This window comes from Kitasatospora sp. NPDC087315 (assembly GCF_044744345.1).
Classification (GTDB): domain Bacteria; phylum Actinomycetota; class Actinomycetes; order Streptomycetales; family Streptomycetaceae; genus Kitasatospora.
Map to the genome: position 1 here is coordinate 1 of NZ_JBIUYD010000034.1, position 27,000 is coordinate 27,000.

The window sequence follows — 27,000 nt, forward strand, 5'->3', positions numbered from 1 at the left end:
CAACCCCGGAACAATCCGAGGCCGGGGATGTCAACATATCTGGCGTTGACTTTTGGCACGCTGTTGAGTTCTCAAGGAACGGACACTTCCTTCAGACCGCCTTCCAGCGGGCCCTCCGGGCGCTTCGTTCTTTCGTGTTCCCAGCTTAGCAGATCCGTTTCCCGGCGCTTAACCGGTACTTTTCACATCTGAAATCTGGTGTTAACCGCCGACTTGCGGCGACTCGGCCAACCATAGCGGGTAGCCGACCGGAGCGCGAATCGAGCCACACCGAGCGTCACCCGCCCGGAGCATGATTTGTTGCTCTCGCGAGCATATACAGCAATGGTCCCGGTTCGCCAAGATGCCTGTAGAGTGCGGCACATCGACCCAGAGGACTAGACCACTACCGGTCGATGGGACGTCGGCCTGACGCCCCGGCAGTCGTCGCTCTCTGTGGCGGACGGGCCGGTAGGGGCGGATTGGGCCTGGCCCTTCGCCCGGGAATGTCAGCAGATGTCCGAAGTTGACATGATCTAGGCTTCAACCGATGTCCTGCCGCTGCCTGCGGCCGCTCGCTGTTCTGCGCACTTGGGAGGCTCAACCATGACCACTGTGACGTCGCCGCTGACCGGCCGGGTCGTCGGGCTCGCCGGCGTGCCCGACCCCGTGTTCTCCGGCGCGATGGTCGGTCCCGGTACCGCGATCGACCCGGTGCGCCGGCCGACCGAGGCCGTTGCTCCGGTGGACGGCGTCGTGGTCTCCATGCACCCGCACGCGTTCGTCGTCGTGGACGCGGACGGGCACGGTGTGCTGACCCACCTCGGCATCGACACCGTGCAGCTGAACGGCGAGGGCTTCGAGCTGCTCGTCAACAAGGGCGACACGGTGACCCGCGGCCAGGCCGTCATCAAGTGGGACCCGGCCGCCGTCGAGGCCGCGGGCAAGTCGCCGATCTCGCCGATCGTCGCGCTGGAGGCCGCCACCGACTCGCTCGGCGATGTCCGTGAGGACGGAGACGTCGCCGTCGGCGACGCTCTCTTCAGCTGGAGCTGACCTCCCCTCTTTCCTTCTTCCCTCCCGGGCCGCTCGGCGCCCGGGCCGGGTGCGCGCCGGCGAAGACCACGCACGACAGAAGCCGAGCCCACACACCCGCCCCGCCGCACTCGGCGGGGCGGACCGGCACACAGCGGTTCCGGCGGGGCCGCTTCCCTCAGCGGAGACAGGTGACATGGAGAAGACGCTGCGCGGCGTGGGTGTGAGCCACGGGGTCGCGATCGGCCAGGTGCGGCACATGGGAACGGCGGTGCTCGAGCCGCCGGCCACCCAGATTCCGACTGAGGACGCCCCGCGCGAGCAGGCTCGCGCCCAGGCGGCCGTCGACGCGGTCGCCGCCGACCTGATCGCCCGCGGCAACCTCGCCGGTGGCGAGGCGCAGGCCGTGCTGGAGGCCCAGGCGCTGATGGCGCAGGACCCGGAGCTGATGGCCGATGTGGCCCGCCGGATCGCCGTCGGCAGCAGCGCCGAGCGCGGCGTGTACGACGCCTTCGCCGCCTACCGCGCGCTGCTCGCCTCCGCGGGTGACTACCTGGCCGGCCGGGTCGCGGACCTGGACGACGTACGGAACCGCATCGTGGCGCGGCTGCTGGGCGTGCCGATGCCGGGTGTGCCGGACAGCGACGAGCCGTATGTCCTGTTCGCCCGGGACCTGGCGCCGGCCGACACCGCGCTGCTGGACCCGACCCTGGTGCTCGGCTTCGTGACCGAGGAGGGCGGGCCGACCAGCCACAGCGCCATCCTGGCCCGGGCCCTGGGCGTGCCCGCCGTGGTCGCCCTGCCGAACGCGACCGACGTCGCCGAGGGCACCGTGGTCGCGGTGGACGGCGGCTCCGGCGATGTGCTGGTGGAGCCGTCGCAGGAGAAGCAGGACGAGCTGCGCGCGATCGCCGCGGAGCGCAAGGCCGCGCTGGCCGCCTCCTCCGGTCCGGGGCAGACCTCGGACGGTCACCGGGTGCCGCTGCTCGCCAACGTGGGCGGCCCGGCGGACCTGCCGGCCGCGCTGGAGGCCGGGGCGGAGGGCGTGGGCCTGTTCCGCACCGAGTTCCTCTTCCTGGACGACTCGGCGAAGGCTCCCAGCGAGGAGAAGCAGGTCGAGGCGTACCGCAAGGTGCTGGAGGCGTTCCCGGAGGGCCGGGTCGTCGTCCGGGCGCTGGACGCGGGCGCGGACAAGCCGCTGGACTTCCTGACCCCGGCCGACGAGCCCAACCCGGCGCTGGGGGTGCGTGGTCTGCGCACGCTGCTGGAGCACCCCGAGGTGATGCAGGCCCAGCTGCGGGCGCTGGCGAAGGCCGCCGAGGGGCTGCCGGTGCACCTTGAGGTGATGGCGCCGATGGTGGCCGACCGCAAGGACGCCAAGGACTTCGCGGACGCGTGTCGCCAGGCCGGGCTGGCCGCCAAGTTCGGCGCGATGGTGGAGATCCCGTCGGCCGCGCTGCGGGCGCGGGCGATCCTGCGGGAGGTGGAGTTCCTCTCGCTGGGGACCAACGACCTCGCGCAGTACACCTTCGCCGCCGACCGCCAGGTCGGTGCGCTGGCCCGGCTGCAGGACCCGTGGCAGCCGGCGCTGCTGGACCTGGTGGCCTTCTCGGCCGAGGCCGCGCAGGCCACCGGCAAGAGCTGCGGCGTCTGCGGTGAGGCGGCCTCCGACCCGCTGCTGGCCGTGGTCCTCACCGGTCTGGGCGTCACCAGCCTGTCGATGGGCTCGGCGTCGATCCCCTATGTGCGGGCCACGCTGGCCAAGTACACGCTGGCGCAGTGCCGTCGGGCGGCCGAGGCGGCCCGGGCGGCGGACAGCGCCGAGGAGGCGCGGGCCGCGGCGCAGCAGGTGCTGTCGGGCGAGTAGGCCGGGCCGGCGGGGCCGCGCGTCGGGCGAGGGGGCGCCCCCCCCCCCGGGGTGGTGGAGACGCCCCTTCGCCGTACGCGGGGCTACCCGCGGCGGTCCCGGCCGAGCTGTTCGAAGAAGCGCAGGTGTTCGAGGTTGTCGACGGAGCCGGGGTTGACCGCCTGCTCCAGCGGGGTGCCGGAGAGCAGGCGCTTCACCGGGACCTCGATCCGCTTGCCGGTCAGGGTGTGCGGCAGGCCCCGGACGGCGATCACCTCGTCGGGGACGTGGCGCGGGGAGAGTTCGGTGCGCAGCGTGGTGCGGATGCGGCCGATGAGGTCGTCGTCGAGGGTCGCGTCGGGGGCGAGGACGACGAACAGCGGCATCCAGTAGCCGCCTTCGGGCTCCTCCACGCCGATGACCAGGGATTCGGCGATCTCCGGGAGGCGCTCGACGACCTCGTAGATGTCGGAGGAGCCCATCCGGACGCCCTGGCGGTTGAGGGTGGAGTCGGAGCGGCCGTGGATGACGACGGTGCCGCGGGAGGTGACGGTGATCCAGTCGCCGTGGCGCCAGACGCCGGGGTACATCTCGAAGTAGCTGTCGTGGTAGCGGATGCCGTCCGGGTCGCTCCAGAAACCGGTGGGCATGGACGGGATGGGCTTGGTGACGACGAGTTCGCCGACGGCGTCGGTGAGCGGGCGGCCGTGGACGTCCCAGGACTCGACGGCGGCACCGAGGCAGCGGGCCTGGATCTCGCCGAGGTGGACCGGGAGGGTCGGGACGCCGCCGACGAAGCAGGAGCAGACGTCGGTGCCGCCGCTGACCGAGGCGAGCCAGACGTCCTCCTTGACCTCGTCGTAGATCCAGCGGAAACCGTCGGGCGGGAGCGGGGAGCCGGTGGTGCCGATGCAGCGGACGGCGGAGAGGTCGAGGTCGCGGCCGGGGTGGAGGTCGGCCTTGCGGCTGGCGATGACGTAGGCGGCGGAGGTTCCGAGGACGGTCGCGCCGGTGCGGGCGGCGACGGACCAGAGGGCGCCGGTGTCGGGGTGGCCGGGGCTGCCGTCGTAGGTGACGATCGTGGACCCGGTGAGCAGGCCGGCGAGGAGGAAGTTCCACATCATCCAGCCGGTGGAGGTGTACCAGAGGAAGCGGTCGCCGGGGCCGAGGTCGAGGTGGAGGCCGGCCTGCTTGAGGTGTTCGACCAGGATGCCGCCCTGGCTCTGGACGATGGCCTTGGGCAGGCCGGTGGTGCCCGAGGAGTAGAGGACCCAGAGCGGGTGGTCGAAGGGGACGGCCTCGAAGACCGGCTCGACGTCGTGGGCGACCAGGTCGTCCCAGTGCAGGGCGCCGTCGGGGGCGGGTGCGCCGAGCACGGGGACGTGGACGACGGTGCGCAGCGTGGGGAGTTCGCGGCGGAGTTCGGCGACGACCTCGGTGCGGTCGTGGTCCTTGCCGCCGTAGTGGTAGCCGTCGACGGCGAAGAGGACGGCGGGTTCGATCTGCTGGAGCCGGTCGAGGACGCTGCGGGCGCCGAAGTCGGGGGCGCAGCTGGTCCAGATGGCGCCGACGGCGGCGGTGGCGAGGAGGGCGACGGCGGCCTGCGGGATGTTCGGCAGGTAGGCGCCGACCCGGTCGCCGGGGCCGATGCCCTGGGCGCGGAGTGCCTCGGCCAGCGAGCCGACCTGGCGGCGGAGTTCGGCCCAGGTGAGGACGACGGGCTGCTCGGTGGTCTCGTCGAGGTGGAGGACGGCCGGGCGGTCGGCGTTGGCGCTCGGCCGGCCGTCGGGGCCGGGTTCGCCGGCGCGCAGGGCGTGCTCGACGTAGTTGAGGCGGGCCCCGGGGAACCAGCGGGCGCCGGGCATGGCCGGGTCGGCGAGGACTGCCTCGGGTGCCCGGGTGAACCGGACGTCGAACCACTGGGTGACGGCGGTCCAGAAGCGGTCGAGGTCCTCGGTGGACCAGGTGTGCAGATCCGCGTAGCGCCGGGCGGCCTGCTGGTCGTCGTCAGCGGGGGCGAGGGGGGCGGCCGGTGCGCCGTGGTGTTCGGCGGCCCAGGCCTGGAAGGCCACGAGGTTGGTGGCGGCGGCGCGAGCGGGGTTGGGGCGCCAGAGCGGCTGATCCTGGGATGGGGTGCTCACGGTGGTGGTCTCCCGGCCGGTGGATGGGACGGGAGTGCTTGTGGCAGGGCCCGTCCGGTTGGGGCTGTCGGTGCAGACCCTGCCATGTGATCGGCCGGTGCGCCAGGGTCTGCCCCGGGGGTGCGCGGGCTGGTCAGCGGCCGGTCAGCGGCGGGTGAACTCGCCGTTGAACCAGGCGCGGGAGACCCGGGTGTGGAAGGCGAAGGCGAGTGGGGTCTCGGGGGTCGAGAGCTGCCAGCCGTCGGTCTCGTCGGTGGGCCTGGAGGGCGGCAGTTCGGCGAGCGGGCGGCCGGGCAGCAGGCCGAAGAGGCAGAGGAAGCCGCCGTTGGTGTCGGAGTCGGTGGCTACCAGGGTGATGTCGGCGGCGTCGGCCAGAATGCCCGTCTCCTCGCGGAGTTCGCGGACGCAGGCCTGCTGCCAGCTCTCGCCGTAGTCGACGTAGCCGCCGGGCAGGGCGAGTTCGCCGCAGCCGGGCTCGATGGTGCGGCGGATGACGACGAGGCTCCGCTCACCGCTCTCCTGGGTGACCGGGAGGAGGGTGACCACGACGGGCAGTGGATTGCGGTAGCTGATCTCGGCGCAGCCGGGGCAGGTGCGGGGCCAGGCCTCGGTACCTGACGGGTAGGGCGTGCCGCACCAGTGGCAGTGGGAGTTGGGCCGGTTGCTCGTCCTGCTCACCTCTTGAGTGGTCATGGCCGGATGGTAGTGCCGCGAGGGCCTGCGGTGGATCGCGGTCCGTGGACATGGGCGGCGGGGCCGGTCAGCGGAGCCCGTCCTCGTGGGTGGGGCGGAGCAGTGCCGGGTGGAGGAGCTGGGCGTCGCCGGCGCGGTAGTTGCGGGCCCGGGGGCCGCCGCGGGCGCCGCCGCGCTCGGTGGTGGTGCCGGTGCTCTCGACGAAGCCGGGGACGGAGAGCACCTTGCGGTGGAAGTTCCCCGGGTGGAGCTTCTCGCCCCAGACGGCCTCGTAGACGGCGCGCAGCTCGGGGATGGTGAAGTCGTACTGGAGGAAGGCGGTGGCCAGCGGGCTGTACTCGATCTTGGCGCGGGCGCGGTCGAGGCCGTCGGCCAGGATGCGCGCGTGGTCGAAGGCCAGCGCGATGGGGACCGACGCGATGGGGGCGGGCCCCTCGGCCCCGGTGTGGGGGGCGGGAGGGTGGCCGGTGTGCCCGTCGACGCCACCCCCGTGGGTGTCGGCGGGCACACCGGCTGCTGGGGACCGGCCGCCGGGCGGCCGGAGATCGAGGGTGGTGACGGGGTGCCAGGCGGCGGACGCCGCGTCCGTACCGGCCTGGGGGTCGGGCAGGTCGGGGGCGAACGCGAGGTAGGCGACCGAGACCACGTGCATCCGCGGGTCGCGCAGGGGGGTTCCGTAGGTACCGAGCTGTTCGAGGTGGATCCGGCTGAGGGCGGCCTCGGCGTCGGCGGTGCCGTGCAGGCCGGTCTCCTCGGCGAGCTCGCGGGCGGCGGCCTCGTCGAGACCCTCCTCCCCGGCCTTCAGGAAGCCGCCCGGCAGCGCCCAGTACCCCTGGTAGGGCGGCGCGGCGCGCTCGACGAGCAGGACGTGCAGACCGCCGTGGCGCAGCGTCAGGGCGACGACGTCGACCGTGACCGCGACCGGGGTGTAGGCGCGCGGGTCGTAGGAGGCGAGCCACTCCTGCTCGGCGCCCCCATCGTGGGGTGGCTGTGCGGCCATGGCGGTCTCCTCTCCCGGTCGGGCCCGCCCGTCCTTGTCGTTCTCGGGCTGAGCACAACGTAGCGATCCCTTGTCTCTGCGGCAAATGGTTTTCCGGGCGGCCGCCCGCCGCCGCGCTCCTAGGCTGTGAGCAGGAACGACGTCGCCCCAGGAGGCCGCCATGCCCGTCACTCCCCCGGTTCCCGGTCCGGCCGGCTTCGCCGCCGCGCTGGCCGCCGGTCCGCTGGTGCTGGACGGCGGACTGTCCAACCAGCTCGCGGCCGCCGGGCACGATCTGTCGGACGGGCTCTGGTCGGCGCGGCTGCTGGCGGACGCGCCCGAGGCGCTGGTCGCCGCGCACCGGGCCTACTTCGCGGCGGGGGCGCAGGTCGCGATCACGGCGAGCTACCAGGCGAGCTTCGAGGGGTTCGCCCGGCGCGGGGTGGGCCGGGCGGAGGCCGGGCGGCTGCTGGCGCGCAGCGTGGAGCTGGCCCGCGCCGCGGCAGCGGAGGAGTCGGCCGGGGACCGGCCGCGCTGGGTGGCGGCGTCGGTGGGCCCGTACGGGGCGGTGCCGGCGGACGGGTCGGAGTACCGGGGGCGGTACGGGCTGAGCCAGGACGAGCTGGAGGCGTTCCACCGGCCCCGGCTGGAGGCGCTGGTGGCGGCCGGGCCGGACGTGCTGGCGCTGGAGACGGTGCCGGACGCGGACGAGGCGCGGGCCCTGTTGCGGGCGGTGCGCGGGCTGGGTGTACCGGCCTGGCTGTCGTACAGCGTGGTGGGCGGCCGGACCCGGGCCGGCCAGCCGCTGGCGGAGGCGTTCGCCCTGGCCGCGGAGGCCGACGAGGTGGTGGCGGTGGGGGTGAACTGCTGTACGCCGCAGGATGCCGACCGGGCGGTGGCGCTGGCGGCGCGGGTGACCGGCAAACCGGTGGTGGTGTATCCGAACAGCGGCGAGAGCTGGGACGCGGGGGCCCGGAAGTGGCGCGGGGAGCCGACGTTCCGGGCGACAGGGGCGGCCGGGGGCCGTGGGCGGGTGGCCCGCTGGCTGGCGGACGGCGCCCGGCTGATGGGCGGCTGCTGCCGGGTCGGACCGGACGGGATCGCCGCCCTGGCGGCGGAGCTGGCGGCGGAGCGGGCGGCGGAGCGGGCGGCGGAGCGGGCGCACGGCCGGCCCTGAGCGCCGGTTACCGAGGGGGAAGGTGCACGGACCGGGGGTGGACTGGCAGACTCGTGGCGTTACCACTGCGGTCGACATTGTCGACCGCCTGTCAGCGCGGAGGTACCGAATGCCCGGCCCGATCCAGTCGCTTTCCCGGGCCGCCGCCATCATGCGCCTGCTGGCCGGCGGCGAACGCCGCCTGGGCCTGTCCGAGGTCGCGACGGCGCTGGGTCTCGCCAAGGGCACCGCGCACGGCATCCTGCGGACCCTCCAGCAGGAGGGGTTCGTGGAGCAGGACCCGGAGAGCGGCAAGTACCAGCTGGGCGCCGAACTGCTGCGCCTCGGCCAGAGCTATCTGGACGTGCACGAGCTGCGGGCGCGCGCCCTGGTCTGGGCGGACGACCTGGCCAGGGCGGCCGGGGAGACGGTCTACCTCGGGGTGCTGCACCAGCGGGGCGTGCTGATCGTGCACCACGTCTTCCGTCCGGACGACACCCGGCAGGTGCTGGAGGTCGGCTCGATGCAGCCGTTGCACAGCACCGCGATGGGCAAGGTGCTGCTGGCGTACGACCCGGTGGCGCGCGGCGAGCTGGCCGAGGGCGAGCTGGAGGCGTACACCTCACGGACCCTGACCGAGCCGGCGGACGTGGACGCGGAGGCGGCGCTGACCCGCGAACGGGGCTGGGCCGACGCGATCGAGGAGACCTGGGAGGGCGTGGCCTCGATCGGCGCGCTGATCCAGGACCGGCGGCGCAATCCGGTGGGCGCGGTCTGCATCAGCGGCGCGGTGGAGCGGGTCTGTGAGGACGGGTTCGTCAGACCGTCGCTGGTCGCCTCGGTGCGCAGCGCGGCGCGGGCGATCTCGCGGGATCTGGGCGCCGGGCGGTTCTGAGCCGCGTCCGGCGGGGGCGGTCCGGGCACGGACCGGGCCCGGACCCGACCGGAGTCACATCGGAAGACATGGTCACGCTGAGGCGCGGACAGGCGGGATGCCTGTCCGCGCCTTAGCGTTTTGTCCATATTTGGCGTTCCCCGATGGGTAACTTCGAGCGAAGGGTCACAGCTGCGTAACCCGCCCTTGACGTGGGGGCGACCTGGGGAGGAAGCTTCCGCATGACGGTCGACAATGTCGAACGATGGCCGAGCCGATCACTCCCACACAGCGCTCACCCGCACAGTGATCGTCCGGTCGCCTGCCCCCACCCTCATCTCCGGGCCATATGGACAAGGGAGTCTCTGTGTCCGCGTTCTCCAACGGCGACATCTTCGTCGGCGAAACCCTCGGCACCGCCGCCCTGATACTTCTCGGCGGCGGCGTCTGCGCCGCCGTGACGCTCAAGAAGTCGAAGGCCCTCAACGCCGGCTGGCTGGCGATCACCTTCGGCTGGGGCTTCGCGGTGATGGTCGCCGCCTACATGTCGGCCCCCAAGTCCGGTGCGCACCTGAACCCGGCCGTCACCCTCGCCATCGCCGTCGACACCGGCGACTGGAGCAAGGTCCCGGTCTACCTCGGCTCCCAGCTGCTCGGCGCGATGATCGGCGCCGTCCTCGTCTGGGCCACCTACCTCGGCCAGTTCCAGGCCAACAAGGAGCCGACCCTGGGCATCTTCTCGACCGGTCCCGAGATCCGGAACCCGTTCCAGAACCTGCTCACCGAGATCATCGGCACCATGGTGCTCTGCCTCGGAATCCTCACCCAGGGCCTGACCAAGGGCCTCGGCCTGTCCGGCACCGGCATCCTGATCGTCGCCTTCACCGTCGTCTCCATCGGCCTCTCGCTCGGCGGTCCGACCGGCTACGCCATCAACCCGGTCCGCGACCTGGGCCCGCGCATCGTGCACTCGCTGCTGCCGATCCCGAACAAGGGCGGCTCCGACTGGTCCTACGCCTGGATCCCGGTGGCCGGCCCGGTCATCGGCGGCCTGCTGGCCGGCGGCCTGTACCACGTCGCCTTCTGAGCCCGGGTTTCCGCCCCGCCCGAGCACGGGGACTGACCAGAGAGTCGGACCCACCCACCCCCGCAACCCCCATCCCGAGCCGAGGACCCTCATGACCTCCACTGGCACTGGCAACTACATCGCCGCGATCGACCAGGGCACCACCTCCAGCCGCTGCATCATCTTCGGCGCGGACGGCCGGATCGTCGCCGTCGACCAGCAGGAGCACCGGCAGATCTTCCCCCAGCCCGGCTATGTCGAGCACGACGCCGCCGAGATCTGGACCCGGGTGCGGTCGGTGGTCCGGGGCGCGCTGGAGAAGGCCGGTCTGACCAGGGACGACATCCGCGCGATCGGCATCACCAACCAGCGCGAGACCACCGTCCTGTGGGACCGGAACACCGGCGAGCCGGTGCACAACGCACTGGTGTGGCAGGACACCCGCACCGAGGGGCTCTGCCGCGAGCTCGGCCGCAACGTCGGCCAGGACCGCTTCCGCCGCGAGACCGGCCTGCCGCTGGCCAGCTACTTCGCCGGCCCGAAGATCCGCTGGCTGCTGGACAACGTCGAGGGCCTGCGCGAGCGCGCCGAGGCCGGCGACATCCTCTTCGGCACCATGGACACCTGGGTCATCTGGAACCTCACCGGTGGTGTCAACGGCGGCAAGCACGTCACCGACGTCACCAACGCCAGCCGCACCATGCTGATGAACCTCCACACGATGGCGTGGGACGAGAAGATCGCCGAGTCGATGGGCGTGCCGCTGGCCGTCCTGCCGGAGATCCGCTCCTCCGCCGAGGTCTACGGCGAGGCCGTCGGCGACCTGGCGGGCGTGCCCGTCGCCTCCGCGCTCGGCGACCAGCAGGCCGCGCTGTTCGGCCAGACCTGCTTCGACGAGGGCGAGGCCAAGTCCACCTACGGCACCGGCACCTTCCTGCTGCTCAACACCGGCGAGAAGATCGTCAACTCGTACCACGGCCTGCTGACCACCGTCGGCTACCAGATCGGCGACCAGAAGCCGGTCTACGCGCTGGAGGGATCGATCGCCGTCACCGGCTCGCTCGTCCAGTGGCTGCGCGACCAGCTCGGCATCATCTCCACCGCGGCCGAGATCGAGACCCTCGCCAACACCGTCGAGGACAACGGCGGCGCCTACTTCGTCCCGGCCTTCTCCGGCCTGTTCGCCCCGTACTGGCGCTCCGACGCCCGCGGTGTGATCGCCGGCCTGACCCGGTACGTCACCAAGGGCCACCTGGCCCGGGCCGTGCTGGAGGCCACTGCCTGGCAGACCCGCGAGGTCGTCGACGCCATGCAGAAGGACTCCGGCGTCGAGCTCACCGCCCTCAAGGTCGACGGCGGCATGACCAGCAACAACCTGCTCATGCAGAACATCGCCGACGTCCTGGACGCCCCGGTCGAGCGCCCGTACGTGGCCGAGACCACCGCGCTCGGCGCCGCCTACGCGGCCGGTCTGGCCGTGGGCTTCTGGAGCGACCTGGACACCCTGCGGGCCAACTGGCACCGCGCCGCCGAGTGGACCCCGCGGATGGACGAGGCCACCCGGGAGCGCGAGTACAAGAAGTGGCTCAAGGCCGTGGAGCGCACCATGGGCTGGGTGGAGGAGGACGAACAGAGCTGACCGCGAAGCCGGTCGGGGCCCTCGGCCCCGACCGGCACGCTCCCGTTTCACCGGCCCGCCGCACCGGGCCGAACCGGCCTCTCAGCAGGGGCCGCACCGCACATCGAGAGGAGTAACGGCGCCGCCCGACCCGCGCCGCCGTACACACACCATGGCTACCATCCCGACCCTGGGCGCCGAGCGCACCGCCGGCCGCACCGCCTCCCGCGCCGAGACCCGCGAGCTGCTGGGCAAGGCCACCTACGACCTGCTGGTGATCGGGGGCGGCATCCTCGGCACGGCCGTCGCCTGGACCGCCTCCCAGGCGGGTCTGAAGGTCGCCATGGTCGACGCCGGCGACTTCGCCGGTGCCACCTCCAGCGCCTCCTCCAAGCTGGTCCACGGCGGCCTGCGCTACCTGCAGACCGGCGCGGTCAAGCTCGTCGCCGAGAACCACAAGGAGCGCCGCGCGCTCGCCACCGACGTCGCCCCGCACCTGGTCAACCCGCTGACCTTCTTCGTGCCGGTCTACAAGGGCGGCCCGCACAGCGCGCCCAAGCTCGGCGCCGGTGTCTTCCTGTACTCGGCGCTCTCCGCCTTCCGCGACGGCATGGGCCGGGTCTCCACCGCCGCGCACGCCGCCCAGCAGGTGCCCGCGCTGCGCACCGAGGGCCTGCGCTCGGTGGCCGTCTACGGCGACCACCAGATGAACGACTCGCGGGTCGCCGTGATGACCGTGCGCGCGGCCGTCGACGCCGGCGCCGTGGTGCTCAACCACGCCGAGGTCACCGGCCTGCGGTTCACCGGCGGCCGGGTCACCGGCGCGGACCTCAAGGACCGCCTGGACGGCACCGAGTTCGGCGTCGACGCCCGCCTGGTGCTGAACGCCACCGGCCCGTGGGTGGACCACCTGCGCACGATGGAGGACGCCGGCGCCGCGCCGTCGATCCGCCTCTCCAAGGGCGCTCACGTCGTCGTCAAGCGCCGCTCCCCGTGGCGCGCCGCGCTCACCATCCCGATCGACAAGTACCGCGTCTCGTTCGCCATCCCGTGGGAGGACCACGTCCTGCTCGGCACCACGGACGAGGAGTACACCGGCGACCCGCAGGACGTCCGGGCCACCGAGGCCGACATCGACCAGATCATGGGCGAGGCCGGCCACGCCATCCGCGACGAGCACCTCGACCGTGACCTGATCACCTACGCCTTCGCCGGCCTGCGGGTGCTGCCCGGCGGCCCGGGCGACACCGCCGCCGCCAAGCGAGAGACGGTCGTCACCGAGGGCAAGGGCGGCATGCTGTCGGTCGCCGGCGGCAAGTGGACCACCTACCGGCACATCGGCCGGACGGTGCTGGAGAAGCTCGCGCACGTGCCCGGTACCACCCTCGGTGAGGACATCTCGCCGATCGCCGCGACCGTGCCGCTGCCGGGCGTCGGCGCGCCGAACGCCGTCGCGCACCGCCTGCTGATCGACCGCGAGCCCGGCTCCCGGATGGAGCCGCTGGTCGCCAAGCACCTGGCCAGCCACTACGGCACGCTCTCCTTCGAGATCGCCCGCATGATCGACGAGAACCCGGAGCTGGGCGAGCCGATCCACGCGGACGGGCCGGACGTCTGGGCGCAGGTCGCCTACGCCGCCGACAGCGAGTGGGCGTACACCACGGACGACGTGCTGCGCCGCCGCACCACGATGACCGTGCGCGGTCTGGACACCCCGGAGATCCGGGCCGAGGTCGAGACCTTCCTGGCGAAGCGCGCGACCAGGTAGCCGGACCGGTTCCACCGGAAGGGCGGACACCCCTGATCCAGGGGTGTCCGCCCTTCCGCGTCCGTGCGTATACAGCGCGTCACGATCACATCAACTTCTCAAGGAAATCCTCAGGCCTTGGGGGCCTATGTCCATACTTGTCATGATCATCTCGTCAGATGATCTTCCCTATGCTCCCGCCAGCACTGTTGATCAACAGTGGGTCAAGGAGCATCGATGCACGTCTCAAGACGGACCCTGAGCGGTCCGCTGGCCCTCGCGCTGGCACTGTCGCTGGCAGGCGGGGCCCAGGTCGCGTTCGCGGCCAAGCCACAGCCCAAGCCCTCCCCCGGCAAGCCCCCGACGGTGGCCGCCACCGACCCCACCGGCAGCATCGCCGCCGCCAGGGCCGCCGCCCGGACCACCGGCAAGCGGGTCGAGGCGGCCTCCGAGCGCAGCGAGATCTCCACCACCTGGGTCAACCCGGACGGCACCCTCACCACCGAACTCTCGGCCGGCCCGGTGCGCTTCCTGCGCGACGGTGCCTGGGCCGATGTGGACCTCACCCTCAAGGCCGCCGCCGACGGCTCGGTGGCCCCCGCCGCGCACCCCAACGGCATGAAGCTGGCCGGCGCCGGCGGCAAGCGCCCTCGTTCGCTCCAGGAGTCGCAGGCCGGCGCGGAGGCGGCCCGCACCCTGGTCTCGCTCGGATCCGGCGACGACGAGCTGGCCCTCCAGTGGAAGGGCGGCCTGCCCGAACCCGAGCTGGACGGCCCGCGTGCCACCTACCGGGACGCCATCGGCGACGGCGCCGGCGACCTGGTCGTCGAGGCCACCCGGACCGGCTTCGAGCAGTTCGTGAGGCTCAGGCAGCGCCCGGCCGCCCCCGGCTACTCGTACACCATGCCGCTCCAGGCCAAGGGCCTGAAGGCCGTCCCCCAGCCCGACGGCAGCGTGCTGTTCACCGACCGGAGGAACGGCCACAGGCGCGCCGTGCTGCCCGCCCCGGTCGCCTGGGACGCCACCACGGCGCCCGGCTCCGGCGAGCACCCGCGGCAGGCGAAGGTCGACCTCAAGGTCGTCCAGCACGGCGACGACGTCGATCTGGTCTTCACCCCCGACGCCGCGTTCCTGGCCGACCCGGCCACCGTCTACCCGGTGACCGTCGACCCGGCCACCGCCGGTCTCGGCAACGCCTTCGACACCCGGGTGCAGAAGGGCGAGACGGTCGACTGGTCGGCCGACACCGAGATCTACTGGGGCAACTCGGGGACCAAGAACGCCGACGGCAGCTCCCGCGAGGCCCGTTCCTTCATCAACTGGAACACCGCCTCGATCGCCGACGCGCTGGTCTCCAGCGCCACCCTGTCGCTGTACAACTTCCACTCCGGCAACAGCGACTGCCTGAACTACGCCTGGGACGTCTACGACACCGGCCTGGCCTCCACCGCCTCGCGCTGGACCGCCCAGCCGGCCTGGGGCACCAAGCGGGCGACGTCCACCGAGACCAAGGGCCGGGACGCCTGCGGCGGCGACGGCTGGATCAACGCCGACGTCACCACCATGGTGCAGACCTGGGCCTCGGCCAAGAACACCACCTCGGGCATGGGACTGCGCGCCCCCGACGAGACCAACACCAAGTTCTGGAAGGAGGTGAACTCCGCCAACGCGGCCACCAACGTGCCGAAGCTGACGGTCACGTACAACTACCGGCCGCGCACCGGCACCAACCAGCAGGCCGGCCCGCCGTTCCTCCAGGACGGCACCGGCACCTGGCGGGTGGACACCACCACCCCGGTGCTCCGCGACACCTTCGTCGACCCCGACGGGGACAAGGTGACCGGCACCTTCCAGCTGGTCGACGCCATCTCCGGCGCCCAGGTCGGCAACGTCAACGTCTCCGGCTACGTGGCCAGCGGCACCCCCGCCTCCGTCACCGTCCCGGCCGGCCTGCTCCAGTACGGCCACACCTACCGGTTCCGCACCTCGCCGTACGACGGGCTGCACTACAACCTGGGCTGGTCCGCCTGGGCCACCTTCAGCGTCAGCCCGCTGCCGGACGTGCCGAGCGCACTGCAGACCGGCGCCCAGCAGACCCTCACCCCGGTCCTCTCCGCCCTGGTGACCAACCCCAACCAGGGGCGCGTACGCACCGAGTTCGCGCTCAAGGGCCAGAACGGGCAGCCGCTGCCGACCGCGCTTCCCCCCGCCTGGGCGGAGAGCGGCAGCCGGGCCTCCGTCCAGGTGCCCTCCGGTGCGCTCGTCGACGGCGGCAGCTACACCTGGGCCGCGCGCGGCTGCGCCGCCGTCGGCTGCTCCGCCTGGACCGCCGACCAGCCGCTGACCGTCCGGGTGCAGGCCCCGCCCGCCCCGCCGACGCCGACCACCGTGGTGCTCACCGGACCCACGCTGGCCGACGCCTCGACGGCCACCGCCGGCGGCGGCTGCGACACCGGTGCCTGCCCGGCCGCCGACCCGGCCGAACTGCGGGTCGGCACGGTCGCCGGCAGCAGTTGGACCGGCTGGCTCAAGCCGGACCTGACCGCCGTTCCGGCGGGCTCCCGGGTGGTCGGTGCCAAGCTGGCGCTGACCCGCTCGGACTGCGCGGCCGGTACGCCCGGCTGTGACGAGGCCGCCGTGGACGTCTTCCAGCTCGGCTCGGCCTGGACCCCGGACCAGGGCGGCGCCGCGCTGACCGGTGCCACCGGAACGGAGAGCTTCGCCTCCGCCGCCAGGCTCTCCGAGATCGACCTGGCCGCGATGGTCGGCTCCTGGATCGAGAAGGGCGAGGCCTACGGGCTGGCCCTGCGCCCGCCGGCCGACTGGACCGGCGCCGCCCGGTACTACTCCGCCACCGCGGCGAACCCGGCCCAGCGGCCCCGGCTGACCCTCGACTACCTGGCGCCGACCGCGCCGGGCCCGGCCGAGCTGGTCACCGGGACCGGCGGGGACGCCGGACTGCTCGTCACCTGGAACGCGCCGTCCGACCGCGGCTCGGTCGGCGACGTCTCCTACACCGTCCGGGTCGAGACCGCCGACGGCACCCTCGTCCGGGAGCTGGCCGGCGCCGACACCCGCGCCGTGGTCACCGGCCTGGACAACGCCCGCTCGTACCGGGCCGCGGTCACCGCCCGGAACAGTTACGGCAGCGCCGCCCCGGTCGTCTCCGCCCTGGTCCAGGGCACCCCGACGGCCGGCGGCCCGGACCAGTACCGCGGCTATGTGCAGGAGTACCTGGACGCCCGCAACAAGATCAAGATGAAGCCCGGGTTCACCGCGCCCGACGCCGCGGCGGAGGCCGCGCACGGCACCGCCTTCGTCGACCTGCTGGCCACCCAGGAGGCCTCGCTGGTCGCCAACCGCGAGGCCCTGGCGACCCAGAACCAGGTCTACTCCGCGGCGGCGGTCTCGCTGACCGACGTCGTGGTCGACCAGAAGACGGCCGGCAAGGTCGTGGTGCGGGCCACCGTCAAGGACTCGGTGATGATCCGGACCGACGGCGTGGACTCGCCGACCGAGAGCGCCGGCCCGAAGCGGTTCGAGTTCACCGTCGGCTCCACCGCGGTGCTCACCTCGGAGGCCGACGACAGCGCCGCCGAGCAGAAGCTCTCCTCCTCGGCCTCGGCGCAGGCCCAGGTCGAGGTGGCCGACGGCTCGCCGAGCGACACCGTCGGCAGCCAGGGCTCGGTGCCGCTCGGCGCCGACGGCTTCCCGGTCGCCTCGGCCCAGCCGGCCGGCGCCGTCCAGGCCGGGTACAACTACAACGGCACCGCCGACTGGGCCCGCCGGAACGTCGGCATCAGCTGGGACTTCGGGCAGGACTGCACCAACTTCGTCTCCAAGGCCCTGTACTACGGTGGCGGGATGCGGGTCCGGTACGGGTTCAAGACCTTCGACAGCGCCTGGTGGCAGAACGACTACTGGCTCTTCGGCTGGCACAAGAACCGGAGCTACACCTGGGCCGGTGCCGCCAACCTGCGTCGGCACCTGCTGTACTACCGCAACACGGTGTACCTCACGAGCACGAGCCAGGCCCGGCCCGGTGACATCGTCTTCTTCAAGTGGCGGAGCGAATCGGTCGTCAACCATGCTGCCGTGGTAGTCAGTTGGGGTTCCAGGATGGAGCTGCGCCAGCACGGCCGGTCGAATGTCACCACGCTGAACGAGGTCCTGTCCTACTACCGGCAGAAGGGCGACCCGATCGAGTGGATCACCGTCGTCCGGCCCCTCGGGACCAGCTGATGACGCCCGGGCGGCCGATCGCGGCGGCAGCGGCGGCCCTGCTCTCGGCCGCCCTGCTGGCGGGGTGCTCCAGCGGGCCCTCGGACGCCGAACTGGAGTACGCGGGCGACTACGCCAACCACCCGCACCTGCGGGTGACGGGCTATCCGGCCACCGCCACCCTGGGCCTCGTCCAGCAGGTCGTCTGGCGGCTCGCCGACGGCTCCGGGGACCGGCTGGAGAAGCTGGCCGCCTCGGACGGCCCGGGCGACGCGCGCCGGACCGCCGCGGACGCCTGGGTGCGGGACTACCAGCGGGGCGCCCAGGGGTCGGTCACCGCCGACTTCCAGGACGACCCGGCGAACCGGCAGACCGTGGTGCTCACCTTTCACGACACCGGCCAGTCGAAGGAGCTGCTGCTCCGGCTGGACGGCAACGGAGGCGCCGACGGCTGGCGCGTCCTGCTGAAGTGACCGCCGGGTGACGGGCGGGCGTTCCTCCGGGAGCGCCCGCCCGTTCGGCTTTCCTGCCCGGGCCACCTGGCCACCTGACCGGATGGGCGTCGGTGATCAGCAGTCGGCTCATGACGGTGTCCTCCCGCGGCCTGTTTCAGTACGCCATGTATTGAATACGCCATATATCGTGTGGCCGTGAACCCACCCCAGGCCGAACCCGCCGCCCCCCGCCCGCCGCGCCGCCGCGTCCACACCCGGGCCCGGATCCTGGCCGCGGCCGCCGGGCTCTTCCTCACCGACGGCTACGCGCGGACGAGCATCGAGGACATCTGCGCCGCCGCCGGCTACACCCGGGGCGCCTTCTACTCGAGCTTCGCCGCCAAGGAGGACCTGCTGCTGGCGCTCTTCGACGAGCAGGCGGCCGGGCGGATGGCCGAACTGGAACGGCTGGCGGCGGCCTGCGAGGAGCTGGCCCCGCAGGAGCGGGCCCGGCGGCTGGTCGAGGCGCTGCTGCGGGTCGAGCCCGAAGAGACCGGGTGGATCCTGCTCTTCCTGGAGTTCCGCCTGCTCGCCGCCCGCACCCCCGGGCTGGCCGACCGGGTCGCCCGGCACGACCGCGCGGTGACGGCGGCACTGGCCGGGCTGCTGGAGCGGGCGATGCCGGGGCTGGTGCCGCCGGGCGCGGCCGCCGGACAGGCCGCCGAGGTGGTGCTGGCCGCCCGGGAGGGGGTGCTGGCCCGGACGGCGGCCGGCGGCCCGGCGGCGAAGCAGTTGCTGGACGCGGCCACCGCGGTGCTCACCGGCCTGCTGGGCTGAGTACGGCGGCGGGCCCGGGAACGCCGCAGGGCGGCATCCGTGGTGAACGGGTGCCGCCCTGCGGCGGAAGTGGGACGCGGTCAGATGATCAGGCTCAGCGGCATGATCAGGGCGATGGCGACGACCGAGATGACGCTCTCCATCACCGACCAGGACTTGAGCGTCTGACCGACGCTCATCCCGAAGTACTCCTTCACCAGCCAGAAGCCGGCGTCGTTGACATGGGAGAGGAAGAGCGAGCCCGCGCCGATGGCCAGCACCAGCAGGGCCGCGTGGGTGGACGACATGTCGGCGGCGAGCGGGGCGACGATACCGGCGGCGGTGATGGTGGCGACCGTCGCGGAGCCGGTGGCCAGCCGGATCAGCACGGCGATCAGCCAGCCGAGCAGCAGCGCCGAGATGTGCCACTTGCCCGACCACTCGCTGACCGCGTTGCCGACACCGACGTCGATCAGGGTCTGCTTGAAGCCGCCGCCCGCGCCGACGATGAAGACGATGCCCGCGATCGGGCCGAGCGACCTGCCGACGGTGTCGGAGATCCGGGCCTTGGAGAAGCCGGCCGCACGGCCGAGCGTCAGCATGCCGAGCAGGGTCGCGGCGAGCAGGGCGATCAGCGGCGAGCCGATGAAGTCGAACACCCGCTGCGGCATCGCCTTCGGGTCGTCGACGACCACGTCGGCCAGCGCCTTGCCGAGCATCAGCACGACCGGCAGCAGGATGGTCGCCAGCACCGCGCCGAAGGACGGGGCGTGCTCCGGCTTCTCGGTCTCCTCCGGGGCGGTGGCCTCCGGGACCGCCAGCGGTCCGACCCAGCGCTCGGCGAGCCGGGCGAAGAGCGGGCCGGCGATGATCAGGGTCGGCACCGCGATCAGCAGACCGAGCGCGAGGGTCACCCCGAGGTCCGCCTTGAGCGCGTCGACCGCGACCAGCGGGCCCGGGTGCGGCGGCACCAGGCCGTGCAGCACCGAGAGACCGGCCAGGGCGGGGATGCCGATCCGCATCAGCGGCACGTTGCCGCGGCGGGCGACCAGCAGCACGATCGGGATCAGCAGGACGACCCCGACCTCGAAGAACAGCGGCAGCCCGAGGACGGCCGCGATCAGCGCCATCGCCCAGGGCAGCGCCCGGGGGCCCGAGCGGGACAGCACGGTGTCCGCGATGATGTTCGCCCCGCCGGAGTCGGCGAGCAGTTTGCCGAGCATCGCACCGAGGCCGATCAGCAGACCGACACCCGCCACGGTCGAGCCGAAGCCGGTCGAGAAGCTGCTGAGCAGCTTGTCGAAGGGGGCTCCCGCGACGGCGGCCAGCAGGCCCGAACCGAGGGTGAGGGCCAGGAACGGGTGCAGTTTCAGCTTGGTGATCAGCAGCACGATGGCGCCGATGCTGAGCAGCACCGCGATCAGCAGCTGGGTGTCACTGCCGGTGTGCGGCAGGGCCGGCGGCGCGGCCGCGAGCAGGGTGGGGGACGGGCTCACGCGAGGTCTCCATTGACGGGCCGCAGCAGCGCCGCGGCCATCTCGACGAGTTCTTCGGGGGACGGACCGACATCCAGGACGCCGCCGTGCTCGTCCGCCCGGAGGGGTTCCAGGGCGGCGTACTGCGAGTCGAGCAGCGACGGCGGCATGAAGTGGCCGGTGCGGTGGGCAAGCCGGTCCTCGACCAGCTCGTGGCCACCGCTGAGGTGCAGGAAGAAGGCGCCCGGGCAGGCCGCGCGCAGGGTGTCGCGGTAGCGGTGTTTCAGCGCCGAGCAGGTGACCACGCCGCCCGTGCCGGCGTCGGCACGCTCCCCCAGCCAGGTGCCGAGGGCGCGCAGCCAGGGCGCGCGGTCCTCGTCGTCCAGCGGGATGCCGGCCGACATCTTGGCGATGTTGGCGGGCGGGTGGAAGTCGTCCGCCTCGGCGTAGGGGAGGCCGAGGCGGTCGGCCAGGAGGCGGGCCAGGGTGGTCTTGCCGACGCCGGAGACGCCCATCACCACGACCGTGAGGGGGGTGGGGAGGGTGGGTCCGGTGGTGTCGTGGTTCTCGACGCTGAGAGCCATGGGTGGTGCTCCTTCGTTGCCTGGCCGCCACTATCGCTCCAAAGATATGACGTATTCAAGTGGCAGAAACCAAATCGTCATACTTTTGCGGAAGGTCGGGCGGCCGGAGAAGGCGGGACCCCGGGCAGGACGGCCCGGCGGGACGGCCCGGCGCGGCAGCCGGGCGGGGAGGCTGGGCCTGTCTGACGATCCGCCCGCCCGCCGCGAATCATGAGACACGCCTTAAGCTGGGCGGATGGAGATCCAGGGGCTGCCCGGCCGACTGCTCGCCGACCTCGGACCGGCCATCGCGTCCGGTGAGATCCCCGAAGGGGCGGTACTGCGCGGCGAGGAGCTGGAGGAGCGGTACGGGGTGTCCCGGACGGTGGTCCGCGAGGCGGTGCGGATCCTGGAGGGGATGCGCATGGTCGCGTCCCGCCGCCGGGTCGGCATCACGGTGCAGCCCAGGTCGGACTGGGACGTCTTCGATCCGCTGGTGATCCGCTGGCGGCTGGCCGGCGCCGACCGGCCCGCGCAGCTGCGCTCGCTCGGATCCCTGCGGGTGGCCGTGGAACCGGCCGCGGCCGCGCTCGCGGCCCGGCACGCCGGCGACGACGACTGCCGTCAACTCAGCGCGCTGGCAGTTGAGTTGACGATGACGGCGCGGGCCGCCGACCTGGAGGCCTTCCTCCGGCACGACATCGCCTTCCACGCCACCGTCCTGCGGGCCTCCGGCAACGAGATGTTCGCCCACCTCGGCGACACCGTAGGGGCGGTGCTGACCGGCCGGACCGAGTACCATCTGATGCCCCACCAGCCGGAGCCCTACGCGATCCGGCTGCACCGCGAGGTCGCGGAGGCGATCTGCGCGCGGGACGCCGAACGCGCCGAGCAGGCGATGCGGACGATCGTGGCCGGTGCGCTGGAGGAGCTGAACCAGCAGCTGGGCTGACGGTCTGCCACGTCTTGCGGTCATCTGGGACGGATCACACGGTTTGGCGGCAGTTCGCCGGATTCGGACGCATAGTCCGGGCCGCATGGGGCAGAGTGTTTCCCAGGGGCGCGTTCTGCGTGCCCTCCCTGCCACGTGACCGCGCCCGGGGGGTCGCCCGATGTCAGTCGCTCGCCGTCGCCGCCTGCCCGACGAGGTACGTGCCGCCGTCGTCCGCGCGGTGCTCTGCCTGTCCTTCACCCTGGTGGGCCTGGTGGTCGCGACGCTGGCCTCGTACGCGGACAGCTGGCTGATGACGCCGGCGATGATGGCGATGGGGCTCGGGGTGTTCGGCACGATGTGGTGCCTGCTGGAGATCCTGATCTCGCGCCAGATCGCGGCGCAGCGGATGCGCGGGCCCGACTCGGCGTCCCCGATGGCGGGCGGCCGGACCGCGGCCCGGCCGCTCCCCCGCCCGGTGCCGCGGCAGGCCCCGCTGCCGCCCCAGAGCTGGCCGCAGCCCGGGCCGCAGTCCGGGTCACCGGCCGGCACCGGGGCGTTCCCGGGACAGGCCCTTCCCCCTCGGCCGCACCCGGGGCAGGGTTACCCCGGGCAGGCGTACCCCGGCCAGGGATACGCGGGCGGGCCGGGCGGGCCTCAGCCCCGGTTGCCCACCGCGTAGCCGTACGACGCGGGCCGGGCGCGGGCACCGCCGTCTCCCCCGTGGTCCTGGCCGAGGTGGATGTCACTGAGATGAGCGATCGTCAGCATGGCGGTGAGGCCGGGGCTTGTCCGACAATTCCCGCCGCGCGCCGATACGACGCGAATTGTCGGACAAGCCCTGGCCCGGTCAGGCCGAGGCCGGCACCTCCGCGGGGCGCTTGAACATCCGGGTGGCGGTGATCTCGCCGTGGACGGCCGGGCCGTCCGGATCCTGCGGGGCGGGCAGGCCGGGGCGCAGGTGCTCCTCCACCGAGATGTACTTCAGACCGGCCCGCAGGTCGGCGTCGTTGCGCAGCCGGATGACGAGCGGGAACTCGGCGAGCGCGGTGGTGTCGAACAGGCCGGTGGTGTAGATCAGCTGGACGCCGAGCGCGTCGGCCACGGCCCGCTGGAGCTCCAGCAGGTAGGTGGCGTTGGCGCGGCCGATCGGGTTGTCCAGGAAGAGCGTGCCGGCGTGCCGGAGCTGGGACTGGCCGCGGTCGTTGGCCCGCAGCGCGGCCATCGTGCAGTAGAGCGCGATGGCGGCGGTGAGCAGCTGGCCGCCGGAGAAGACGTCGGACATCTGGCCGACGCTCACCCGCTCGGCGCGCAGCACGGCGTCGGGCTTGAGGATCTCGACGCCGACGCCGCGCGGGCCGATCGCGGCCGCGACACCGCGCAGCAGCAGTGACATGCCGTCACGGCGCAGGTCGCTGTTCTTCTTGACGGCGGCACGGGTCGCCTCGTCGATCACCTCGCCGAGGCGCTCGACCAGGGTGGCGTGGTCCGGGTCCTCGAAGCGGATGCGCAGGAACTCCTGGCCGGACCACTCCCCCAGGCCCTCGGGGAGCCGGGAGAGCCGCTGGGCGGCGCGCAGGGTGGTGAGCGAGGACTCGACCAGGCCGCGCAGACGGTCCACGATCGAGCCGCGGTTGCGCTCCAGCTGGGCGAGTTCGTCGGTGAGCACGCGCAGCCGGGGGGCGAAGGCGGCGGCCCAGGCGGCGGCGTGGTCGGGCAGCGCGGAGGCCGGCAGTTCGCGGATCTGCTGGCGGGCCGGGGTGCGGACGGCCTCGTAGCGGGCCGCGTTGGCGTGCCGGACGAGCGCGTCGGAGGCGTCGCGGACGGCGAGTTCGGCGGAGGAGAGCTCGCCGGCGGCGGTGCGCAGGGCGCGGCGGGCCTCGGCGGCGGCGGTGCGGGCGTCGGGGAGCGCGCCGAGGTAGGGCTCGACCGGCTGGTCGGCGTCGTCCTGGTGCTCGCGCAGGCCGTCGCGCAGTTGCCCGGCGTGCTCGTCGAAGTCGGCGGCGGCGGCCTGGGCGGCGTCGAAGGTGCGTTGCAGGTCGGCGTGGGCGGTGCGGGCGGTGTCGACGCTCTCGCGGCGCTCGGCCAGGCGGCTGGTGGCGGTGCGCAGCAGGACCTGGGCGTGCTCGGGGTCGGTGGGGACGAGGTCCTCGGGCAGCTCGGTGTGGGCCTCGCCGTCGGCGGGGGCGGAGCGTTCGGCCTCGCCGCGCAGCCGGCCGAGCTGTTCGCTCGCGGTGGCGGCGCGGGCCTCGATGGTGGCGACCAGCTCCTCGGCGCGGGCGGCGGCGGCCTGCCGGGCCGGGCCGTCGGCGCCGTCGGGGCTGTTGAGCAGCTCCTCGGCGCGGGTGCGCACCTTGTTGGTGAGGCGGTCGAGTTCGGTCGCGGCGGCGGCCTCGTCGCCCTCTGCGCGGGCCTGTTCGGCGCGCAGGTCGGCGCCGACACCGACCTTCTCGTAGAGCTGGGAGGCCGCGCGGTAGGCCTCGCGCAGGGCGGGCAGTGCGGCGGGGGCGGTGCCGGCGGGCTCGTCGGCCTGCTCGGCGGCGGGGATCTCGGCGCGCTCGGCACGCAGGGTGCGGGCGGTGCGGCGGGCGTCGTCGGCGGCGCGCTGGGCGGCGCGGCGGTCCTCGTCGCAGGTGCGGGCGCGCTCGGCGCACTGGGCCTGGCGGCGGTCGCACTCGGTGGCGTCCTCGGCAAGTTCGCGCAGGCCGCGGGTCCAGCCGGCGCGTTCGCGCAGGCGGAAGGCGAGGCCGGAGAGGGCGTCGGCGCGGCGGCGGGCGCGCTGGGCGGCCTCGCGGTGTTCCTCGTGGGCGGAGGCGGCGGCGGCGTGGTCGGTCTCGGCCTCGTCGTGGTCGGCGCGCAGCGTGGCCAGGGCGGCGGCGGCCTGCTCGGCGCGCTCGCGGGCGGCCTCGGCGGCGGCGGCGAGTTCGGCGAGGGTGCCGGGCGGGCAGCTGGCGTGCCAGGAGGCCAGGCGGGCCGCGAGGGCGCGGTCGCCGCCGAGCCGGGCGGCGAGTTCGCGGATGTGCTCCTCGCGGGCGGTGGCGCGGGTGCGCAGTTCGCGGCGCTCGTCGTCGGCGGCGCTCTCGTCGTGCATGGCCGGGTTCGGCGGGACGAGGAAGAAGGCCGGCTCGTCGGTGATCGGGGCGATCAGGGCGGCGGCGGCGCCGACGGCGACGGTGGAGCGGGGCAGCAGGGCGGCGGAGCGCAGGGTCTCGCGGGCCCGGTCCAGCGAGTTCGGGTCGGTCACCACGACGCCGTCGACGAGCTCGGGGCGGGCGGCGAGGATGGCCTCGTGGTCGGCCGGGTCGACGGACTGGGCGAGGTAGCGCCAGCCGGGCAGCGCGGGGATGCCGTGCTCGCCGAGGTACTCGACGGTGGCGAGGACGTCCGGGCCGGGCGGCAGCAGGCCGCCGTCGCCGAGGGCGGCGAGGATGCGGGAGTCGTCGGCGGCCGCGGTGCGCAGGTCGAACAGGGTGCGTTCGGCGGTGGCGATGGCCTCGTCGAGCAGCTCGCGCAGCGCCTCCGCGGAACGGTCCAGGACGGCGGGGGTGAGGAAGCCGGCCTCCTCCTCGGCACCCTCCTGGTACGGGGTCAGGGAGAGCAGGTCGGCGAGGCGCGGCTCGGTGGCGAGCAGGGCGGCGGTGCGCTGCTCGACGGCGAGGGTCTGGGCGGCGGCCTTGCGGGCGTCGTTGGCGCGGGCGGCGCCGAGCTCGGCGCGGCCGGTGGCGGCGGCGGCCTCACGCAGCCGGGCGGCGGCGGCCTCGGCGGCGGTACGGGCCTGGGCGAGCGCGGCGCTGGCGCTCTTCTCGACGTCGGCGGCGTACAGGGCGGCGCGGGCCGGGTCGGGCTCGGCGGTGTCGGGGTCGATCCAGCCGGCCTCGACGGCGGCCGCGGTCTCCTGCTCGACCTCGGCCAGCCGCTGGCGCAGGTGGTCGGCCTCGCTGCGGGCCTTCTGGGCGGCGGTGGCCGCCTCGGTCGCGTCGGACTGCGCCTTGGAGCCGTCGGCCTGCAGTTCCCCGGCGCGCTGCTCCTCGGTGTCGGCCCGGGCTTCGGCCGCCGCGGCGGCGCTCTCCAGGGCGCGGGCGAGGGCGGTGGCGGCGCGGGCGCGGGCGGCGAGCGCCGGGGCGGCGTCCAGCTCGGCCTCGCGGATGGCGGCGGCGACCCGGGCCACCCGGTCGGCGGCGGCGCGCTGGCGCAGCACGGTCTCGGCGGCCTGCCAGGCGGAGTGCAGGGTGCGGGCGTCGGTGAGTTCGCGGCGCAGCGCGGCGGCCTCGGCGGTGGCGGCGGCCAGGCCCAGGGTGGCGTGCCGGTGGGTGAGCTCGGCGGTGATCAGGGTGTGCCGGGTGCGGTCGGCCTCGGCGGCGGTGACGGCGCTCGCGGCGGCGGCCACCTCGATGGCGAGGTCCTGGGCGCGGTCGCGCTCGGCGGCGGCGCGGGAGGTGAGCGCGTGGGCGAGACGGCGGGTGCGCCGCTCGGCGGTGCGGTGGGCCTCGCGGACGCTCTCGCGGGCGGTGGTGGCCTCGGCGATGCGTTCCAGCAGGTCGAGGGAGCCGGCGGTGAAGTCGCGTTCGGCGGTGAGTTCGGCGCGGCGGCCGAGCTTGGCGGCGAAACCGTGGACGAGGTCGGCCAGGCCGTCGGTGTCGCGGGTGTCGGTGACGGCGCGCAGCAGCAGGTCGGTGAAGTCGCTGTCGTGCTTGACCGCGAAGAGGCCGGCGGCCTCGCCCTCGTCGGCGTTCATCTCGCGCTGGTAGCGGAAGAGTTCGGGGTCGAGGCCGAGGTCGCCGAGGTGTTCCGTCCAGCGGTCGTGGCCGTCCTCGAAGACCAGGTCGAGGTGGGGGTGGGCCTTTCCGGCCTCGGTGAGGGCGTCGCGGAAGCCCTTCATGGTGCGGCGCCGGCCGCGGGCCTTCTGGTCGCCGGCCAGGCTGATCCGCTCGGCGACGGGCAGCGAGTCCAGGGTGAGGCCGGGGCCGGGGCGGAAGGAGTACCAGGTCTCGGCGAACTTGCGCGGGTCGGAGGAGACCTGGCGGCCGCGCCACTCGCTGACCTTGCCGACCACGATCGGCTCGCCGGTGACGGTGTGCTGCCACTCCAGGGCGACGTGGCCGCAGTCGTCGGCGAGCAGGAACTTGCGCAGCACGCCGGAGCTGGCGCCGCCGAGGGTGTTCCGGTGGCCGGGGAGCATCACCGAGAAGATCAGCTTGAGCAGGACGGACTTGCCGCCGCCGTTCTCCAGGAAGAGCACGCCGGCGGGCGCGGGGCGGCGGACCGGGCCCTCGGCCTCCTCGCCGAACAAGCCGATCTGCTGGGGGGCCGGGTCGGCGACGGGCTCGCCGACGCCGCGCAGGTCGAGCACCGTGTCGGCGTAGCGGGCGCCGGCCGGTCCGATCGAGTAGAGGCGGACCCGGTTGAGCTCGTACATGTGCGGCGGT

At 73.7% G+C, this 27,000-nt stretch carries 18 protein-coding genes; 12 read left to right on the forward strand and 6 right to left on the reverse strand.

All coding sequences use genetic code 11. The features are described 5' to 3' along the window. The first annotated feature begins 585 nt into the window (after positions 1 to 585). Together ACIO5D_RS34370 and ptsP are read left to right on the forward strand one after the other, a co-directional pair. Positions 586 to 1,035 (forward strand): PTS glucose transporter subunit IIA, encoded by a 450-nt coding sequence (locus ACIO5D_RS34370; protein WP_363615338.1) that lies wholly within the window; start codon positions 586 to 588, stop codon positions 1,033 to 1,035. Positions 1,036 to 1,210: 175 nt separating this feature from the next. After that, complete coding sequence (gene ptsP, locus ACIO5D_RS34375) at positions 1,211 to 2,881, forward strand: phosphoenolpyruvate--protein phosphotransferase (protein ID WP_363615336.1); 1,671 nt, start codon at positions 1,211 to 1,213, stop codon at positions 2,879 to 2,881. Positions 2,882 to 2,964: 83 nt separating this feature from the next. Here ptsP and ACIO5D_RS34380 read toward each other — a convergent pair whose 3' ends face one another. From ACIO5D_RS34380 to ACIO5D_RS34390, 3 genes are all read right to left on the reverse strand, one after another. Next, on the reverse strand, positions 2,965 to 5,001 hold the full coding sequence (locus ACIO5D_RS34380) for an acetoacetate--CoA ligase (RefSeq protein WP_400658813.1): 2,037 nt from the start codon (positions 4,999 to 5,001) through the stop codon (positions 2,965 to 2,967). A gap of 144 nt (positions 5,002 to 5,145) precedes the next feature. Next, positions 5,146 to 5,694: an NUDIX domain-containing protein gene (locus ACIO5D_RS34385; protein WP_363610655.1), complete on the reverse strand. Its 549-nt coding sequence runs from the start codon at positions 5,692 to 5,694 to the stop codon at positions 5,146 to 5,148. 67 nt (positions 5,695 to 5,761) lie between these two features. Then, positions 5,762 to 6,694, reverse strand: a complete 933-nt coding sequence (locus tag ACIO5D_RS34390) for an NUDIX hydrolase (protein WP_400800034.1) — start codon at positions 6,692 to 6,694, stop codon at positions 5,762 to 5,764. Between the two features lie 160 nt (positions 6,695 to 6,854). Here ACIO5D_RS34390 and mmuM point away from each other — a divergent pair, with 160 nt between their 5' ends. From mmuM to ACIO5D_RS34430, 8 genes are all read left to right on the forward strand, one after another. After that, positions 6,855 to 7,850: a homocysteine S-methyltransferase gene (gene mmuM, locus ACIO5D_RS34395; RefSeq protein WP_400800037.1), complete on the forward strand. Its 996-nt coding sequence runs from the start codon at positions 6,855 to 6,857 to the stop codon at positions 7,848 to 7,850. A gap of 109 nt (positions 7,851 to 7,959) precedes the next feature. Continuing rightward, complete coding sequence (locus ACIO5D_RS34400) at positions 7,960 to 8,724, forward strand: IclR family transcriptional regulator (protein WP_363610649.1); 765 nt, start codon at positions 7,960 to 7,962, stop codon at positions 8,722 to 8,724. A gap of 346 nt (positions 8,725 to 9,070) precedes the next feature. Further along, on the forward strand, positions 9,071 to 9,790 hold the full coding sequence (locus tag ACIO5D_RS34405) for an MIP/aquaporin family protein (RefSeq protein ID WP_400658820.1): 720 nt from the start codon (positions 9,071 to 9,073) through the stop codon (positions 9,788 to 9,790). A gap of 91 nt (positions 9,791 to 9,881) precedes the next feature. Then, positions 9,882 to 11,408 carry a glycerol kinase GlpK gene (glpK, locus tag ACIO5D_RS34410; protein WP_363610645.1) on the forward strand — a complete coding sequence of 509 codons (1,527 nt, stop codon included), beginning with the start codon at positions 9,882 to 9,884 and terminating at the stop codon, positions 11,406 to 11,408. 151 nt (positions 11,409 to 11,559) lie between these two features. Continuing rightward, positions 11,560 to 13,155: an FAD-dependent oxidoreductase gene (locus ACIO5D_RS34415; protein WP_400760507.1), complete on the forward strand. Its 1,596-nt coding sequence runs from the start codon at positions 11,560 to 11,562 to the stop codon at positions 13,153 to 13,155. 216 nt (positions 13,156 to 13,371) lie between these two features. After that, positions 13,372 to 17,376 carry a DNRLRE domain-containing protein gene (locus ACIO5D_RS34420; RefSeq protein ID WP_400800040.1) on the forward strand — a complete coding sequence of 1,335 codons (4,005 nt, stop codon included), beginning with the start codon at positions 13,372 to 13,374 and terminating at the stop codon, positions 17,374 to 17,376. Next, on the forward strand, positions 17,376 to 17,828 hold the full coding sequence (locus ACIO5D_RS34425; RefSeq protein WP_400658828.1) for a hypothetical protein: 453 nt from the start codon (positions 17,376 to 17,378) through the stop codon (positions 17,826 to 17,828). The genes ACIO5D_RS34420 and ACIO5D_RS34425 overlap by 1 nt, the downstream gene beginning before the upstream one ends. Before the next feature lie 177 nt (positions 17,829 to 18,005). After that, complete coding sequence (locus tag ACIO5D_RS34430; RefSeq protein WP_400800043.1) at positions 18,006 to 18,626, forward strand: TetR/AcrR family transcriptional regulator; 621 nt, start codon at positions 18,006 to 18,008, stop codon at positions 18,624 to 18,626. Positions 18,627 to 18,706: 80 nt separating this feature from the next. Here ACIO5D_RS34430 and ACIO5D_RS34435 read toward each other — a convergent pair whose 3' ends face one another. Further along, complete coding sequence (locus tag ACIO5D_RS34435; RefSeq protein ID WP_400658832.1) at positions 18,707 to 20,101, reverse strand: GntP family permease; 1,395 nt, start codon at positions 20,099 to 20,101, stop codon at positions 18,707 to 18,709. After that, a complete protein-coding gene (locus ACIO5D_RS34440) occupies positions 20,098 to 20,664 on the reverse strand; it encodes a gluconokinase (protein ID WP_400658834.1) in 567 nt (188 codons plus the stop codon). The genes ACIO5D_RS34435 and ACIO5D_RS34440 overlap by 4 nt, the downstream gene beginning before the upstream one ends. Positions 20,665 to 20,899: 235 nt before the next feature. On the opposite strand from ACIO5D_RS34440, the gene ACIO5D_RS34445 reads away from it, so the two are divergent. Next, entirely contained in the window at positions 20,900 to 21,595 is a 696-nt protein-coding gene (locus tag ACIO5D_RS34445) for an FCD domain-containing protein (RefSeq protein WP_363610635.1), read from the forward strand. A gap of 160 nt (positions 21,596 to 21,755) precedes the next feature. Continuing rightward, entirely contained in the window at positions 21,756 to 22,256 is a 501-nt protein-coding gene (locus tag ACIO5D_RS34450; RefSeq protein ID WP_400658836.1) for a hypothetical protein, read from the forward strand. A gap of 168 nt (positions 22,257 to 22,424) precedes the next feature. Here the strand turns inward: ACIO5D_RS34450 and ACIO5D_RS34455 are convergent, their stop codons facing one another. Then, positions 22,425 to 26,990, reverse strand: coding sequence for a hypothetical protein (locus ACIO5D_RS34455; protein WP_363610631.1), 4,566 nt, complete (start codon positions 26,988 to 26,990; stop codon positions 22,425 to 22,427). Positions 26,991 to 27,000: the final 10 nt, after the last annotated feature.